Origin of the sequence: Actinosynnema mirum DSM 43827, from assembly GCF_000023245.1 — a bacterium.
Lineage (GTDB): Bacteria > Actinomycetota > Actinomycetes > Mycobacteriales > Pseudonocardiaceae > Actinosynnema > Actinosynnema mirum.
The window spans coordinates 4560061-4577660 of sequence record NC_013093.1 but is presented as its reverse complement, the minus strand read 5'-3'; the positions used below and the strand labels follow the sequence as shown (position 1 = coordinate 4577660).

General features: G+C 74.8%; 7 protein-coding genes. All 7 read right to left on the bottom strand.

The window, feature by feature from the left end; all coding sequences use genetic code 11:
- Positions 1-2: 2 nt before the first annotated feature.
- On the bottom strand, positions 3-680 hold the full coding sequence (locus tag AMIR_RS19405) for a glycosyltransferase family protein (RefSeq protein WP_015802656.1): 678 nt from the start codon (positions 678-680) through the stop codon (positions 3-5).
- The gene (locus tag AMIR_RS19400) at positions 677-1888 is read right to left on the bottom strand and encodes a cytochrome P450 family protein (RefSeq protein WP_015802655.1); all 1212 of its coding nucleotides are present in this window, start codon (positions 1886-1888) and stop codon (positions 677-679) included. Before AMIR_RS19400 ends, AMIR_RS19405 begins: the two co-directional genes overlap by 4 nt.
- Position 1889: 1 nt before the next feature.
- Complete coding sequence (locus AMIR_RS19395) at positions 1890-2762, bottom strand: TauD/TfdA dioxygenase family protein (RefSeq protein ID WP_015802654.1); 873 nt, start codon at positions 2760-2762, stop codon at positions 1890-1892.
- A 22-nt stretch (positions 2763-2784) separates the two neighbouring features.
- Positions 2785-11268 carry an AMP-binding protein gene (locus tag AMIR_RS19390; RefSeq protein ID WP_015802653.1) on the bottom strand — a complete coding sequence of 2828 codons (8484 nt, stop codon included), beginning with the start codon at positions 11266-11268 and terminating at the stop codon, positions 2785-2787.
- Complete coding sequence (locus AMIR_RS19385) at positions 11265-15035, bottom strand: non-ribosomal peptide synthetase (RefSeq protein ID WP_015802652.1); 3771 nt, start codon at positions 15033-15035, stop codon at positions 11265-11267. The genes AMIR_RS19390 and AMIR_RS19385 overlap by 4 nt, the downstream gene beginning before the upstream one ends.
- 811 nt (positions 15036-15846) lie before the next feature.
- Positions 15847-16341: a peptidoglycan-binding domain-containing protein gene (locus tag AMIR_RS39335; protein ID WP_015802651.1), complete on the bottom strand. Its 495-nt coding sequence runs from the start codon at positions 16339-16341 to the stop codon at positions 15847-15849.
- A gap of 656 nt (positions 16342-16997) precedes the next feature.
- Positions 16998-17561: a TetR/AcrR family transcriptional regulator gene (locus AMIR_RS19375; protein WP_015802650.1), complete on the bottom strand. Its 564-nt coding sequence runs from the start codon at positions 17559-17561 to the stop codon at positions 16998-17000.
- Positions 17562-17600 lie beyond the last annotated feature (39 nt).

The following is a 17600-nucleotide window of genomic DNA, read 5'->3' as shown; positions in this document are numbered from 1 at the left end:
GCTCACCCCTCGGTGGTGTTGTAGTTGACGATCCGCTCGACCATCAGGGCGCGAGCGCCCGCCAGCGGGCTGTCCGCGTCCCGCCGCGCCACGTCCGGCAGCCGGTGGGCCTGGTCCTCGGCGACCGCCACGATGCCCCAGAGCGCGTTGAAGCCCGCCGGGTCGGCCGGCTTCTCCGCGGCGGCCTCGACGGTCACGACGCCGTCCTCGCCGTCCACGGCGAGCGCGCCCATCTGCCGCAGCACGACGGGGTCGCGCTCCTTCGCGGCCACCACGCCCCACGCCGACGCGCCCGCCAGCCGCAGGGCCTCCCGCAGGCCGCCCGCGTCGCTGACGACGATGTCGGGCAGGACGAGGGCCACCGGTCCCCGCGTCATCGGCAGCGCGCAGCGGATCGCGCCGTCGAGCCCCGGTTCGGCGTCGTCCTGGTAGACGAAGACCAGCTGGAGGGTCCCGGCGTAGCGCGCCAGGTACTCCACCGTGTCCAGCTTGTGCGGGCCGAACACGACGACCACCCGCACGGCCGCCCCGCCCTCGGCCAGTTCGACCACGGGCTCCAGGCTGCGGTCGAGCACGGTGACCCCTGGGGCCAGGCAGTGCAGCTCCTTCGCGTACGGCGCGCCGAACCGCGTGCCGAGCCCGGCGCAGGGCAGGATGACCGAGACGTCGGGCGCGCTCACCGCAGCGCCACCTCCAGCGCGACCCGGTGCCGCCCCCGCGGCAGCGGCACCCACGCCGGTTCGCCGACCGGCGCCACCGAGGGGAACCGGTCGAACAGGCTCCGCAGCGCGATCTCGGCCTCGACCTTCGCCAGGGCGACGCCGAGGCAGAAGTGCGGACCCCAGCCGAACCCGACGCCGCCCTCGCGAGCGCCGCGCTCGGCCTGCCCGCGCACGTCGGCGTGGCGCGGGCAGGCGAACTGGGCCGGGTCGCGGTTGGCGGCCCCGAGCACCGCCTGCACGGCGTCCCCGGCGCTGATCCGCACGCCACCCACCTCCAGGTCGGTCGCGGCGTAGCGCAGCCGCGCCAGCTGCACCGGGCCGTCGGTGCGGACCAGCTCGCGGACCGCGGCGGGCCACAGCCCCGGCTCCGCGCGCAGCAGCTCCCGCTGGGCGGGGTCGCGCATCAGCGCGAGCGCCGCGTTCGACAGCAGGTGCGCCATGGTCTCGTGCCCGGCGAGCACGAGGAACACCACGAGCGCCACGACGTCGACGTCGGTCAGGTCGTCCCTGGCGACGACCTCGCTGAGCAGGTCCGCGCGGGGTTCGGCCCGGCGCCGGTCGACGAGCTCGTGGCAGTGGGCGAACATCTCGCCGAGCGTCGGCGTGATCCGCGCCGGGTCGCCGTCGACCAGGGCCTTGCCCCAGCGGTACCAGTGCGCCCAGTCCGCCTCGGGCACCCCGACCAGCTCGCAGACCACGGCCATGGCCAGCGGGTAGGCGTACTCCTCCAGCAGGTCCGCGGTCGCCGGGCCGAGACCGTCGAGCAGCCCGTCGACGATCTCCTGCACCCGTGGCCGCAGCGCCTGGACGCGGGACGCGCTGAACGCGTGGCCGATGCCGCGCCGCAGCCGCGCGTGCTCGGCGCCGTCGAGGCTCAGCAGGCTCGCCCGCAGGTACGGCAGGTGCTCCGGGGGCGTGCCCAGCGCGAGGAACACCTCCTCCTGGGTCCGCGCGCCCCGTCCCGGGAGGCCGGTGGGATCGTTGCGCACGGCCGGATGCGTCAGCACGGCGCGGACCTCGGCGTTGCCGGTCACGAGCCAGCCCTCCTGGCCGCCGGGCAACCGGGCCCAGCAGACCGGCCGCTCGGCGAGGAGGTGGTCGTACCCGCCCACCGGGTCGCCGAGGACGGCCGGGTCGCTGACGTCCACCACGGGTTCGGACGACATGTCAGCCTTTCAGGGGGCCGCCGTTGATGGCGACGCGGTGGCCGAAGCGGGTGTGCGGGTAGTAGTCGTAGACCGCGTGGTGCTGGACGCAGCGGTTGTCCCAGAACACCAGGGTGTTCGGCTCCCAGCGCACCCGGCAGGCCAGCATCGGCCGGTTCGGCACGACCGAGAACAGCAGGTCGAGCACGGCCCGGCTCTCGTCGGCCGACAGCTGGGGGATGCGCGAGGTGTAGGCCGGGTTCACGTACAGCAGCGGCCGGTCGGTCTCCGGGTGCCGCACGACGACCGGGTGCTCGCTGACCGGCGGCTCGTAGCCCTCGGGGATCTTGTGGCCCCGGAAGGCGTGCGCGCCGTCGTGGATCGCGGTCAGCCCGGTCAGCAGCTCCTTCAGCTTCGGCGAGAGCATGTCGTAGGCGAGGTGCATGTTCGCGAAGAGCGTGTCACCGCCGCTGCCCGGCGCGGGCATCTCCGTGATGTGCAGCATCGAGCCGAGCGAGGGCTCGGCGTCGGCGGTGCCGTCGGCGTGCCAGCCGTTGCCGAACACGGTGGCGGCCTCCGGGGAGGTCGCCACCTCCAGGATGTACGGGTTGCCGTGCTCCGGCGGCGGGTTCACCGGGCGCAGCTCGCCGAAGTGCGCGGCCAGGCGCTGGTGGTCCTCCGGCGTGAGGTCCTGGTCGCGGAACACCAGCACGTGGTGGTCCAGGAACACCGTCCTCAGCTCGGCGAGCTGGTCCCCGGTCAGCTCCCGGCTCAGGTCCAGGCCGCTGACCTCGGCGCCGATGACCGGGGTCAGGCCGCGCACCGCCAACGTCCGGTGGTCGCGCGGCGGTCGGGTGGTGATCCGCTTGACGGCGTCGAGCTCGTACTGCTCCATGGGGTCCTTCCTCCTGTGGGTCTCACAGTCCGATGGCCTCGGCCACCGCGGTGACGTGCGGCGCGCGCACGACGCCGTAGTGGGTGGCGGGCAGCTGGTGCCAGTGGCTCGGCTCGGGCAGCAGGGCGCGCCAGCCGCCGCGGTCGGCCACCGGCGAGCCGGGCTCGGGTTCGACCGCGAGCCAGACGTGGCTGGGCGTCGCGGTCAGGAGCGGCAGCCGGTGCCCGCCCATGCTGCGCAGGTTGGCCCGGCACGCGCGGGCGAGCCGCTGGGCGTGCTCGCCCGCGGTGCCGCTGGACGCGCCCAGCTCGCGCTCGAACACCGCCTCCAGCTGGGCGTCGCTGTAGTCCGCGGCGCTCGCGCCGGGCGCAGGCGGGTCGATGAGGTGCAGGGCGCGCACCGGCTGCCCGTCCGCCTCGGCCTCGGCGGCCATGCCCGTCGCCACCCAGGCGCCGAACGACCACCCGGCCAGCTGCCAGGTGCGGCCCGGCAGCGTCGCGCGCAGGGCGGCGTAGTAGCGGCGAGCGCGGTCCTCGACGGACCACCCCGGTGGTTCCGGCAGGCCCAGCGCCGGGTCGGCGATCACGCAGACGCCGAGCGCCGGGTCCAGGGCCTCGACGAGCGGGCGGTAGGCGTGCACGTCCCCGCCGACCGGGTGCACGAGGCACACCACCTCGCGGCCCGCCCCCTCCCGCCAGACCTGGACGGCCACGTCGCCGGTGTCGCCCGCCTCGGCGAGCTTCGCGAGCAGGCCGGCCATCGTCACCTCCGGGCCGAGCCAGGCCAGGTCGAGGTCGACGCCGAAGAGGCGTTTCACCGCGTCGACGACCTCCAGCAGGGTCAGGGAGTCGGCGCCCAGGTCGTGGAGCGGGACGTCCGGGCGCAGCTCGGCCACGCCCAGGAGCGCGCGCACCTCCTCGGTCAGCTCCGCTCCGGCGTCCCCGGCCGGGCTCGCGGTGACCGGGGCGGTCTCCCGTTCGTGGAACGCGCGGGCGTTGTCGAGGCCGGTCGTCGCGACCAGCACGTGGGGCAGGCAGGCGTCCAGCGCGCGGGCGAAGGTCCGGCGGCCCTCCTCGGCGCTCATGCCGACCGCCAGGTGCGCCTGGTGGCGGGCGTCGGTCCGCAGCGCGGTGACGGCCATGCCGGTGTCCCGCCAGACGTCCCAGGCGATCGAGAGGCGGGCGGTCGGGCCGTCGCGGTGGGCGAGCGCGTCGAGGAGGCCGTTGGCGGCGGCGTAGTCCAGCTGGCCGACCCCGCCGAACCGGGCCGACAGCGACGAGCAGTAGACCACCTGGGCGGGCCGGTCGCGTTCGACGAGCTGCTCGACGAGCAGCGCGCCCGCGAGCTTCACGGCTTGCGTCCCCTCGCCGCGGGTGGCGATCAGAGCGCCGTCCGGGTTCCCCGCCGCGTGGACGATCCCGGCCAGGGGCCCTGGGATCGCGTCGGCCGTGACGGTGGTGAGGTCGGCGGCGAGCAGGTCGACGCGGTCCGCCCACGGCGTGAGCGCGTCGGGCAGGCGGGGGTCGCGCGCCAGCAGGACGACCCGGCCCGCGCCGCGGGTCAGCAGCTCCTCGGCGACGGCGGCGCCGATGCCGCCGGTGCCGCCGAGGACGAGGTGGACGCCGTCGACCGCGAGGGGTTCGCCCGCCCGGACGGGCGCGTCGTCCTCCGCCCACCAGAACCCGGCCCGCAGCGCGACCCGCGCGGGTGGGGTGGGGCCGGTGAGGAGGTCGGCGAGGGGGGCCAGGTCCGGGCCGGGGAGGTCGACCCAGTGGCCGGGGATTCCGCTCTCCTGCGGGCCGACGGCGCCCACCCCGGCGAGCAGCCCGGCCTCGGGGCGGGTGACGCCGGTGGTCGCGGGCGCCGCGCCCGCCGAGACCCACCACGTCCTGAGCGGGCGGTCGTGCGCGGCGCGCAGGAGGGCCGCCGGGGTGTCCACGCAGGCCCACCGCGCGTGGCGCACCGACGCCTCACCGAGGGGTCCGGTGATGCCCAGGGGCGGGGTGTGGAGCCAGTCGATCTCCTGTGCGGGCAACGAGTCGAGGACCCGGCGGAGGCAGGCGGTGTCGGCGAGGTCGGCCTCGAACGCGTCGGGACCCAGGCGTGCGAACCGCTCGGCGGCGTGGACCCGGACGACGCGCGGGTAGGCCGCGTCGAGCGCGGGCGCGGTCAGCGGGCCCTCGCCGGAGATGACGAGGACGCGGTCGGTCCGGGTCGCCCCCGCCGTCCGGCGCAGGCGGATCCACGTCGGCTGCCTGAGCCACTCGGCTTCGGGCAGTCGTGCGACGGCGGCCCGCCTGGGGAAGTCGAAGTCCCGCGTGACGAAGGCGGGCGGCGGGAAGTCCCACGGCGCGGGGGCGGTCGAGCGCCCCCAGTCGACCGCGCCGCCGCCCAGCCACACCCGCGCCACCTCGGCGGGCGAGGCGCCGCTGCCCGGTGACGGCCGGGGATCGCGTGACAGCGGCGGGGCCGGTGTCTCCTGCGGCTGGGCCGCGCGCAGCCAGACGGCTGCCTCGGCTGCGTCCTCGACGGCGGCGGCCAGGCGCCAGCGGCCGTGCGGGCGGCCGGACTGCAAGTGCCGCAGGACGTCCACAAAGGACTCCGGGTGCGCGGACAGGTGGTCGGCCACCCTGGCCGCGTCGAGCCGCAGGGCCTCGGCGCTGCGGGCCGAGAGCACCAGGCACCGCACGGGTTCCCGGCGCTCGCGCGGCGGCGTGGGGGCGGACTCCACGACCACGTGGGCGTTGGTGCCGCCGATGCCGAAGCTGCTCACCCCGGCGACGCGCGGTCCGGCGGGCCACGGCTCGGCCCGCGTCGGCACCCGGAACGGGCCCAGGTCCAGCGCCGGGTTCGGCGCCCGGAAGTCCGCGGTCGGCGGGAGCACGCCGTGGTGGACGGCCAGGGTCGCGCGGATCAGGCCCACCACCCCGGCAGCCGCGCCCAGGTGGCCGAGCTGGCTCTTCACCGACGACAGCGCGCACGCCGACGCCTCCGGCATGGCCTCGCGCAGCGCCGAGACCTCGATCGGGTCGCCCAGCCGGGTGCCCGTCCCGTGCGCCTCCACGTACCCGACGTCCGCGCCGGAGCGCCCGGCGCGGCGCAGCGCGGCCCGGATCGCCGCGCGCTGCCCGGCCGGGGACGGTGCGCTGTAGCCCTGCTTGACCGCGCCGTCGTTGGTCAGCGCTGAGCCCGTGAGCACCGAGTAGACGGTGTCCCCGGCGCGGCGGGCCGCCGAGAGCGGCTTCAGCACCACCACGCCGACGCCGCTCGCGCCGACCGTGCCGTCCGCGTCGTCGCTGAACGGGCGGCAGTGCCCGTCCGGGGAGAAGATGTGCTGCGGCCGGTACCGGTAGCCCCCGTCCAGGGTGCGGTCGATGAGCACCCCGCCCGCCAGCATCACGTCCGCCTCGCCGCCGCGCAGCATCCCGGCGGCCAGGTGGACGGCGACCAGCGAGCTGGAGCACGCGGTCTGGGTCGTCAGCGCCGGGCCGGTCAGGTCGAGGTGGTAGGCGACCTTGGTGGCCAGGAAGTCCTTCTCGTGGTGCAGCGCGAGGTGGAAGCCGTCCGGCAGCGCGGCCGGGTCGGCCTCGCGCAGCATCTCCTGGAAGTACGTGCTCTCACCGCAGCCCGCGACGATCCCTACCCGGTCCGGCCGGGCGATCCCGGCGTGGGCGAGGGCCTCGACGCAGGTCATCAGCAGCTGCCGCTGCTGCGGGTCCATCAGCGCCGCGTCGCGGTGGCTGACGCCGAAGTGCTCCGGGTCGAAGGCCAGGGGGTCGTCCAGGAGGCTGCGCGCGCCGACCAGGCCCTCGGCGGCCGGGAACTCCTCGACGCCCCGGCGTCCCGACACGACCAGGTCCCAGAACGACGCCAGGTCCGGCGCGCCGGGCAGCCGCACCGCCATGCCGATGACCGCCACCGGCTCGTCGGCGGCGGCCCCGGCGGACGTCCGGGCCTCGGCCGGGCCCGTGCCGAGGTGCCGGGTCAGGTCGCGGAGGGTGACGTGCTCGAAGAGGTCGGCCGCGGTGAAGCGGTACCCGGCCTCCGCGCAGCGCAGGTGGAATCGCATCAGCGACAGGCTCGTGGCCCCTGCGGCGAAGAACGTCTCGTCGGGCCCGATCGGCGCCCCGGTCACCTCCTCGAACAGGGCCGCCAGTTCGCTCGACGGCGTCACCGACGGCGTCACCGACGGCGTCACCGACGGCGTCACCGACGGCCGGTGCAGGTCCGTGCCCCGGACGCCCGGAGCGGCGTCCCGGTCGAGCTTCCCGCTCGGCGTGCGCGGCAGGGCCTCGACGACGCGGAAGCGGTCGACCCGCGCGTGCGGGGGCAGCAGCGGTTCGAGGAAGTCCGCCAGCTCCCGCGCCGACGGGGTCCGGCGGCACTCCAGGAACGCGGCCAGCCGGTCGCCCTGCGGCAGCACCACCGCGTTGACGACGTCGGGGTGCCGCAGCAGCGCGGCCTCGACCTGACCGAGTTCGAGGCGGTGCCCGCTGAACTTGACCTGCCGGTCGGCCCGGCCGTCGAAGTGCAGCAGCCCGGCGCGGTCGAAGTGCGCGAGGTCGCCGCTGCGGTAGTGCAGCCCTGGCAGCTCGGCGAACTTCTCCGGCGCCACGTCCCCGAGGTAGCAGCGGTTCGCCGCGAGACCGCCGATGAGCAGCTCGCCGACCTGCCCCGGCGGCAGCGGCGCGCCCGAGGCGTCGGCCACCCGCAGCACCGCGTTCGCCACCGGGCGGCCGATCGCCGGGCGCTCCGGCCAGCGCGCCGGGTCCCCGTCCAGGACCAGCGCGCTGACGACGTGGGTCTCGGTCGGGCCGTAGTGGTTGTGCAGGCGCGCGCCGGGCAGCCCGGCGAACCAGCGGCGGATCGCGGGCGTGCACACGAGCTGCTCGCCCGCGGTGATGACGTCCCGCAGCCGCGACGGGTGCAGCCCGAGCCGGGCGCCGTGCTCGGCGAGCAGTTGCAGGGCCACGTACGGCAGGAAGATCCGCTCGATCCCGGCGGTCTCCAGCTGCTCCAGCAGCGCCGGGACGTCGTGCCGCCACTCCGGGCGCACGAGGTGCAGCCGCCCGCCGCCGCAGAGCGTCGTGAAGACCTCCTGGAACGACACGTCGAACGACAGCATCGAGAACTGCTGGGTCGCCGCGGGCGGGAGGTCCTGCCACTGCACCAGGTTCGCCAGCGTGCGGTCCGGGACGCGCACGCCCTTGGGCGCGCCGGTCGAGCCCGAGGTGAACAGCGTGTAGAGGGGTCGCCCGGCGTGCCGGGCGGGGACGTCCGGGACCGGCCCGTCGGTGAGCGTCACGGTCCGCCGCTCGACGTCGGTGTCGAACTCCTCGCCGGGGGCGAGCAGGACGCAGGACGGGCGGGCCTGGTCGAGCATCTCCCGCAGCAGCGCGGGCGGGTACGCGGGGTCCAGCGGCACGGCGGTGATGTTGAGCCGCGCGAGCGCGAGCAGCGCGACGACGTGCTCGGCCGACGGCCGGAAGTACAGCGCGACGTCGGTGGCGTCGTCGGGCAGGGCAGCCGCCAGCCGGGCCGCGTGCGCGTCCAGCTCCGCGTAGGTGAGCGTGGTCCCGCCGGTCAGCGCCGGGGCGTCCGGGGTCAGCGCGACCTGCCGCGCGAAGCCCTCGGCCACGGTCTCCCACACCAGGTCGGCCTCCGCGCCCCGGCCGTGGTCGTGGTGGTCCGGCATCCGGGCGTCGCCGCGCAAGGCGCGGTCGAAGACCTCGCCGAGGGCCGTCGCCTCGGCTTCGGTGAAGTGCCCCTCGCCGTACTCCCACAGGCAGTCGAAGCCGTCCGGCCGCTCCACGACCGACAGCGTGAGCGCGCACTTGGCCTCGGCCGCCTCGATCCACAGTGGACTGACCGAGCAGCCGGGCAGCCGCAGGGCCTCGAAGTCGGTGTTCTCCAGGACGAACAGGTAGTCGAAGGCCGCGTACGCGGGGTCGAGGTCGGCGAACGCGACGTCCTGGTGGTCCAGTGCCGCCCCCGCCGCGTCGCCGAGCCTGCGGAGCTGGGCCGCCAGGTCCTCCTCCGGGTCCACCGACAGCGGCAGCCGGACGGTGTTGGCGAACATGCCGACCCCGTCCTCGAACTCCCGCACCGGCCGGTTCGCGACCGGTGTGGCGATCCGGGGCCGGGTGCGCCCGGTGACCGCGCACAGGCTCCGGGCGAACACGCCGAGCAGCAGCTGGAACCGCGTCAGCCCCAGTTCGGCGGCCCACCGGTCGACGCGCTCGCGGTCGACGCGGGTCGTGCGCAGCCGTCCGGCCAGGGACGCCTCGCCGAGCGGCTCGGCGTCGTCGGCGCGTTCCGCGAGCTGGGCGCGGTAGCCGGGCGAGGCGAACCAGCGGGCCTGCCAGTCCGCGAAGTCGAACGGCGTGCGCGCGCCGGGTCGTGGCCGCGCGCCGGACAGCTCCCGGAACAGGACGTTGAGCGACCAGCCGTCGACCGCGATGTGGTGCAGGCACAGCAGGAACGTGCCGTCCGGCCGCCAGGCGGCCCGCAGCAGCCTGCCCGAGGCCAGGTCGAACGGCGCCGTGAAGAAGTCCCCGCCGGGCTCGGTCCACGGGTCGTAGGCCGCCCTCTCCACCTGCCGCAGGCCGTCCGGGGCGGCCTCGAACGCGGTGCGCAGCGCCGGGTGCCGCTCGACCAGGCCGCGCACGTCCCGGCGGAGCGCCGCGAGGTCCGGGTCTCCGGCGACCCGGAACGCGAGCGGCACGTGGTAGGCCGTCGACGCCGGGTTCCGCCGCTGGAGCAGCCAGAGCCGCTGCTGCTCGCTGGTGGCGGGCGCGGTCGTCGCGGTGGTCGGCGCACCCGGTTCCGGGTAGGCCGCGCGTCCCGCCGCCGAGATCGACGCGGCGAGGTCGGCGAGGTCGCCCCGGTGCACGACCGACGGCGCCAGGTCGACGCCCCAGCGCTCCCGGATCGCGAAGCGCAGCCGCAGCGCCTTGAGCGAGTCGCCCCCGGACCGCAGCCACGTGTCGCCGGGGCGCAGGTCCGGGACGTCGAGGATCTCCGCGACCACGCCCAGGACTTCCTGCTCCCACGCCGTCGCGTCGCCGTCGGTGTCCGGCCGCCACGCCGGGAAGCCGCCCGCCAGCAGCGCGGCCTCGTCGACCTTGCCGTTCGCGTTGCGGGGCAGCCCCGCGAGGCGGAACACGTGGTGCGGGCGCATGTAGGCGGGCACGGTCTCGGCCAGGTGCGCCTCGAAGTCGTCGAAGGACAGCTCGTCCGCGACGACGTAGGCGAGCAGTTCGGCGGTGGCCGCGCGGCGCACCGCCACGTGGACCTGCCGGATCGCGGGGTGGCCCAGGAGCCGTTGCTCCAGCTCGCCCGGCTCGATCCGGAACCCCCGGACCTTCACCTGCCGGTCGGTGCGCCCGACGTAGGCGAAGACCCCGCCCGGCAGCACGCGGACCAGGTCGCCCGTGCGGTAGTGGCGGGCGCGGCCTCCGTCCAGCCACGGCAGGCGGACGAACTTCCGCCCGGTCTCCTCGGGCAGACCCCGGTAGCCGAGGGCGACCCCGGCCCCGGACAGGTGCAGCTCGGCGACCTCGCCCTCGGCCGCCACGCGCCCGTCCGGCGTCACCGCGACGGCGCCGGTGCCCGGCAGCGGCCTGCCGATCGGCACGACCTCGGCGTCGAGATCACGCGGGATGGGGTGGCTGAGCGCGAACGTCGTCGTCTCGGTCGGGCCGTACCCGTTCTGCAGCAGCGTCGGCGAGTCCGGGTTGTCCCGGTACCAGCGGCGGATCAGCGGGGCGTTGAGCTGCTCACCGCCGATGACGACCCGGCGCACGGTGGCGAAGCTGCCCGGCACGGTCTCGGCGACCGCGTTGAACAGCGTCGCGGTCACGAACATCGTGTCGACGCGCTCCCGGACCAGCGCGTCGGCGAACGCCCTCGGGTCGCGGACGGTCTCGTCGTCCAGGATCACGCACGTGCCGCCGGTCAGCAGCGGTGCCCACACCTCGAAGCTGATCGCGTCGAAGGCCGGGTTGGCCAGGCAGGCGAACCGCGTGCCGTGGTCGAGCCAGCCGGGTTCGGCGAGCCGCAGGACGCCCGCGTCGCGGACCTCCACGCCCTTGGGGCGCCCGGTCGTGCCGGAGGTGTAGAAGAGGAACGATGCGGGCGCGGGCTCCGCGGGGGTCCCGGCCTCGACCGGCGTCAGCCCCGGCAGCTCGTCCTCGATCACCGCGACCACGCCCGCGTCGGCGAGGATCACGTCGCGGCGCGCGGGTGGGCTCTGCCTGTCCAGCGGCACGACCTGGCCGCCCAGGCGCAGCACGCCCAGCATGGCCTGCACCAGTTCCAGCGAGCGCGGCAGCCCGACGGCGACCGCGTCACCGGGGCGGACCCCTTGCCGCGACAGGGTTTCCGCGACGGCGGCGGCGCCCGCGTCCAGCTCGGCGTAGGTCAGGTGGCGGTGCCCGTCGGACACGGCGAGGGCGTCCGGGCGCCGCAAAGCCCGGTCGTGGACGCGGCGGGCGATCGACGTCATCGCGCCGCCAGCTCTGCGGTGATCAGCTCGGCGACCAGCGGCAGCGCGTCGCTCTCCAGCACGTCCCAGTGCCCGCAGTCCGCGGGCACGACCTCGAACCCGCCTCGGACGCGGCGGCGCCAGAACTCCACCGCGCCGGGGACCGGGTCCTCGCCGACGGCCTGGACGAACACCACCCGCGCGGCCGACTCGCCGGGGTCGTGCTCGCGCGCGGTCAGCCGGTTGTGGTTGTACGTGCGGTGGTAGCGCTCGATCTGCGCGTCCTCGATGCCGGGGTACATCCCGTTGAACCGCACCAGCTTCTCGCGGAACTCGGCCGCAGGCACGGGTTCGATCGCGGCTCTCGCCGCCGGGTCGTCGGTCGCGGTGGTGTCGAGGAGGACCACGCTGACGCGGTGCTCCCCGGCCAGCCGACGACCCATCTCGTAGGCGACGAGGCCGCCGTAGGACAGTCCACAGAGGACCAGGGTTTCCCCTGGCCGGGGGTCGACGAGCCGCAGGTACTCCTCGGCCATCGCCTCGACGCTCGGCAGCGGCGACTCGCCGGGGTTGAGACCGGGGGACTGGATGCCCAGCACCCCGGCGTCCTCGGGCAGCAGGGCGCTGAGCGGCAGGTAGCAGAACGCCGTGCCGCCCGCCGGGTGCACGCAGACCACGCGGGCCTTCCCGGCGCCCCGGCGGAACTCGACGAGACTGCCGCCGTCGACCGGGCGGTCCGCGCGCAGCAGCGCGGCCTGCGCCTCGACGGTCGGGTGCAGGATGACGTCGCGGATCGGCAGCTCACGGCCGAACCCGACGCCGATCGCGTGGGCGAGCTTGATCGCCGAGATCGACGTGCCGCCGACGTCGAAGAAGTCGTCCGAGACGCCGATCGAGGGGTGCAGGAGCAGCTCTCGCCAGATCCGCAGCAGCGCCAGTTCGACGTGGTCGCGCGGAGCGGCGGTGTTGACCGGGCTGGTCGACGCGCTCGTGCGGGCGCGCGCCAGGACCGCGTCGCGGTCGAGCTTGCCGCTGCGGCTGAGCGGCAGCCGGTCGAACTCGGCGAACACCGACGGGATCATGTAGTCCGGCAACCGGTTTGCCAGCGCCGCGCGCCACTCGTGCGGACTCCGGCTCCCGCCCGCCACCCCGGCGACGAGCCGGGGATCGCCCTCGCGGTCGACCAGCACCGCGGCCTCGCGGACCCCCGGGACGGCCAGCAGCGCGGCCGTCACCTCGCCGGGCTCGATGCGGAAGCCGCGCAGCTTGATCTGGTCGTCCCGGCGACCGGCGTACTCGGCCTCGCCGCCCTGGAGCCAGCGGGCCAGGTCCCCGGTGCGGTACATGCGCTCGCCCGGCGCGAACGGGTCCGGCACGAACCGCTCGGCGGTCAGGTCCGGCCGGTGCAGGTAGCCGCGAGCCAGGCAGTCACCGGCGAGGAACACCTCGCCGGCCACCCCCGGCGGCACCGGGCGCAGCCGGTCGTCCAGCAGGTACAGCCGGGAGCCCGGCAGCGGCCGTCCGATCGGGGCCGGGCGGTCGACGGGCTCCGGGTCGACGTGCGCGGTCGCGTAGAGGGTGGCCTCGGTCGGTCCGTAGCCGAAGCAGATCCGCAGGCCGGGCACGGCGGCGGCGAACCGGGCGAGCGCGGCCTGCTGAAGGGGTTCGACGCCGGTGAGGACCTGGCGCAGCGCGAGCCCGGCGGCCCTGGCCGGGTCCTCGTCGATCCAGCGGACGTAGGCCGGGGGCAGGAACGCCTGCACCACCCGGTGCTCCCGCAGCCACGCCATCAGCGCCGCCGGGTCGGGCCGGACGTCCTCGGGCACGACGTGCAGCACGGCGCCGGTGGTCAGCGGCAGCAGGAGTTCGTGCACCGAGGCGTCGAAGCCGGTGCTCGACCACGCCGACGTGGCCTCGCCGGGTGTCGCGCCGAAGCGGTCCTGCCACTGGTCGAACAGGGCCAGGACGCTGTGGTGGGTCACCGCGACGCCCTTCGGCCGCCCGGTCGACCCCGAGGTGTGGATGACGTACGCCGTCTCGCGGGGATCGGTGGTGACCGCTCCGCGCGTCTCGTCGCCCTCGGCTTCGAGGGCGCCGATGCCGTCCAGCACCAGGATCGGGCGCGCGTCCTCGACCATCGCCGCCTGCCGCGCCGCGGGCTGGGTCGGGTCGAGCGGGAGGTAGGCGGCGCCGGTCTTCAGCACGCCCAGCACGGACACCACGAGTTCGGCCGACCGCCCGCTCCGGACGGCGACGACCTCGCCCGGTCCGGCCCCGCGACGGCGCAGGGCGTTCGCCAGCCTCGTCGACCGGCGGTCCAGCTCGCGGTAGGTGAGGGTCAGGCCGTCGCAGACGAGCGCCGGGGCGTCCGGGGTGGTGTCGGCGTGGGTGGTGAACCGCTCGACCAGCCCACCGGGGCGCCTGCGCGGTGCGGCGCCGGTGCTCCAGTTGGTGAGGATCTCGCGGCGCTCGGCGTCGTCGAGCAGGTCGTAGCTCGCGACGTCGGCCTCGGGGCGGGCGGCGAGCTGGTCGAGCAGCCGGACGAGGTAGCGCGCGTACCGCTCGGCGGTCGCGCGGTCGAAGAGGGCGACGGCGTAGTCGAGGTGCCCGAGGACGTCGCTGCGCTCGTCGGCGAGGTTGAGCGCGAGGTCGAACTTGGCGGGGGCGTGCTCGACCTCGAGGGGTTCGGCTTCCACCCCTGGCAGTTCCAGGACGTCGTCGAGCTTCGGCACCCAGGCGAACATCGTCTGGAAGAGCGGGGTGTGCGCCGGGCTGCGAGGCGGGTTCACCAGCTCCACGACCCGCTCGAACGGCAACTCGACGTGGTCGATGGCGCCGCGCAGGGCGCCGCGGACCTGCTTGAGCAGGACGGCGCCGGTGGGGGAGCCGCCCAGATCCGCGCGCACCGCCAGGGTGTTGACGAAGAACCCGAGCGTGTCGGGGTGGTCGCCACCCGCGCCCCGGTTGGCCGTCGGCACGCCGACAACGATGTCAGCCTGTGCGGAGAGCCGGGAGAGCAGGAGGAACCAGCAGGTCAGGATGGTGGAGTAGGTCGTGGCGCCGTGCTCGCGCGCGACCGCCTTCACCCGCGCGGTGAGCTCGGGTCCGAGGCGGACGGGCACGCGCGCCCCCCGGTGGTCCTGCCGGGCCGGTCGCGGCCGGTCGGCGGGCAGCTCCAGCACCGGCGCCACCCCGTCGAGCCTGCCGCGCCAGTACGCCTCGTGCGCCTCCCGGCCGGGGCCGGTCAACCACTCCTGCTGCGCCAGGGCGTAGTCGCGGTACGGCCGGGCGGGCGGCAGGTCGGCCGCCACGCCGGTCAGCTCGGCGCCGTAGAGGACGCCCAGCTCGCGCAGCAGGAGGGTGCGGGACCAGCCGTCGAAGACGATGTGGTGCACGGTGATCAGCAGGACGTGCCGGCGATCGCCCTCGACGAGCAGCCGGGCGCGGGCCAGCGGCGCGCGCGACAGGTCGAACGCCTCGGCCGGGTCGTCCCGCCGCAGCCCGGCCGCCTCGTCCGGCCGCCCGATGACATCGTTGACAGGGCAAGGAAACCCGTGCCCGACGGGCTCGACGACCTGCACGGGCCAACCGTCCTCCACGACGATCCGGGTCCGCAGCGCTTCGTGGCGGTCGGCGAGCGCGTCGAAGGCGCGCCGCAGGGCCTCGTGGTCGAGGGGACCTAGCAGGGCGAAGGCCATGGTCTCGTTGTAGGCCGGTCCCGCCCCGTCCAGCTGGGACAGGGTCCACAGGCGTTGCTGGCCGGACGACAGCGGTGCGGACAATCGCATTGAGGGCGGCCTTTCCGGGCAAGGCGGGCGAACCGGTAACGCTTTATTGCGTCGCAGCCGAGGACGGGAAGCGGACTCTGTCTCTCCGGGTAGTTAACACCAGACCATCGGCGATGACGAGAGGACGACCGAAATTTTTCGGCGGTCTCATTTGGTGCGGCGAACCGATTTTTCGGTCAAAACCGGCAGCACCGCCCGGTCGTAGCGGGCACGTCCTGCTGGAACCTGATCGGCCGTCCGGGCCGCTGATCGCCGGGCGCCCAGGCCTAGGGGTGGCTCTGCGCCGCCGTTTTTGGACGTACGTCCGTTCTTCGGCGAGCCGGGACGATCACTCCGTTGGCGTGTTTCTGCCCCTGCTGCATTTCTTGTGCGGAGTTCGAGGGTGCTGAAGCGGTCGTGGTTTTTGAGATTTCGGCATTTGTCCTGGAGGCGGCATCGGAATTCACCTTGGAGGGCGTTGTGCACACCTGCTCGACCAGGTCGACCCCGGTACTCGCACGTGACGCAGGTCGTGGTGGACGCGATGCTGCGGGGGAGCAGGCGCGGCGGGAACGGGCGTTGGGCGACCCGCTCGGATTGACCGCGTGCGGTGCCGACGATCACTTCATGATCGTTCGCTCTGCTCCCGTGAAGTTGCTCGCACGGTGCCGTTCTGGGGTTCTGGTGAAGTCGTTGGCCCCGTGTCCCCGTCTGATTCCTATACCCGTGGACGGGGTGGCCGAGGACGCGGGGGAGTGCCGCGCGCACTGCGCACCCTGCCCCGACGCCCCCGCTCGGTCGGTGACCGGGCGGGGGCGTCGGGGCGTCGCGCCTAGTAGTGGGTGCACCAGCCGGTGTGGGCTCCGCCGTTCCCGTGGTCGTAGGCCTGCCAGAGCATGGCCTTCCTCGTGATCGGGCCCGCCCGGCCGTCCACGGGGACGCCGATGATCGCCTGCACGTTCCGCACGGCCCGCTCGGTGTTCCCGCCGAAGTCGCCGTCCTCCACCAGCCCTTGCCCGTAGCAGGCGTTCAGGCTCTCCTGGAGCACGAGCACCGGCCAGCCCTTGTGGCCGCGGACCACGACGCAGTTGAAGTTCCAGCTGTCCGTGCCCAGCGACGGCACGTGCAGGTAGTACGTGCCCCCCACGTACACGTTCGTGTAGCTCGTGCAGGCGGCCTCGGCCACCGCCTCGGGACCTCCCGCTGCCACGGGAGCCTCCTGCACGGCCACCACCACCTTCTCCGGAGCCGCCGCCGCGGTCGCCACCCCCGTGAACAGCATCGCGGGCGCCAGCAGGCCCAGCAGAGCCATCGTCACTCTTCGCATGTCCTCTCCCCCTTCGGAGTCAGCACCGAGCCTGGCCGCCGCGCACCCCCTTGTTTTGGCGCTGCGCGTCACCGCGTTGGCACCGCGCGACACGTCGCCTTGCCCCACGACCCCGTTCCGGCGCGCCACGCGCTCGGGGTCGTCCCGTAACTGCTGCGGAACACCCGGCTGGCGCACGAGTTCACCGACGCCCGCCGGACCGGGCTGGACGGGCTGCGGTGGTTCGACAGGGGCCGGTGGAGGCTTCACCCGCGGTGGTGAAGGCCGAGATCACGAAGCAGGAGTTCCTGCGCGTGATGGACGCGCGCACCCCGGAACTGTCGGTGCTGCCAGCGGAACGCCGCCGGTTTCTGGCCGCGGTCGGCCGCCGGTTGACCGGGCAGGTGCTGGAACGCCGCGACGCCCAGCGGCGCTATCCCGATCCTGCTGACGTTGCCGGCGCAGTCCGCAGTCGAGGTGCTGGACGAGGTGGTGCAGCTGTTCGACCAGGCGATCTCGGTGCGGGGAGAGCAAGGCCGCGCGCAGGATGCGCGACTGCCTGGCCGAACGCGCCAAGTCCGGGGAGAACCACCAGGAGTTGCTGGACGCGATCCCATCCGTCGCCGCCGACCCCGCGGTGCCGGACGAGGACGTCGGGGGCCTGATCGGTGGGTGCGCTATTCGAGCAATGTCGCGGTGATCGCGGCGACGGCGGTCACGACCGCGTGGCGGTGGCGGGCGCGACGCGCGGTCTCATCCTGCTCTCCTGGGGTGCGGACGGCAGGCGGGGTGAGGTTCCACGCCTGCGCGGCCGCGAGCACGAGCATCAGGGCGTCCATCGCGGTCTCCGCGCTCACGCCGTAGGCATCGACGACAGCCTGCGCCTTGCCCCGGTGCGCCTGGGCCTCCTCGGGGAACACCTCCGGGCGTTCGAGCGTCTTCCAGAGGGTGAGGCGCTGGAGCCCGGCATCGTTGGTGATCTCGTCGAAGAGCGCGCCCGCGTAGGCGGGCAGATCCCGCGCGTCCATCGGGACGGCGTCGGCCAGCACCGTGTAGCGCTGGGCGAGCACCGCGTCGAACAGCGCCTCCTTGGACCCGAAGTACGCGTAGATCGCCTGCTTGTTGACCGTCGCGGCGGAGGCTATGCGGTCCACGCGCGCCCCGGCGAAGCCCTTCTCGGCGAACTCGTCGTGGGCTGCGGCGAGCAGGCGGGCGCGGGTGGCTGTCGAGTCGTAGGACATCGCCGCCAAGAGTAAACCCAACTAGATGGTTGAAAAACG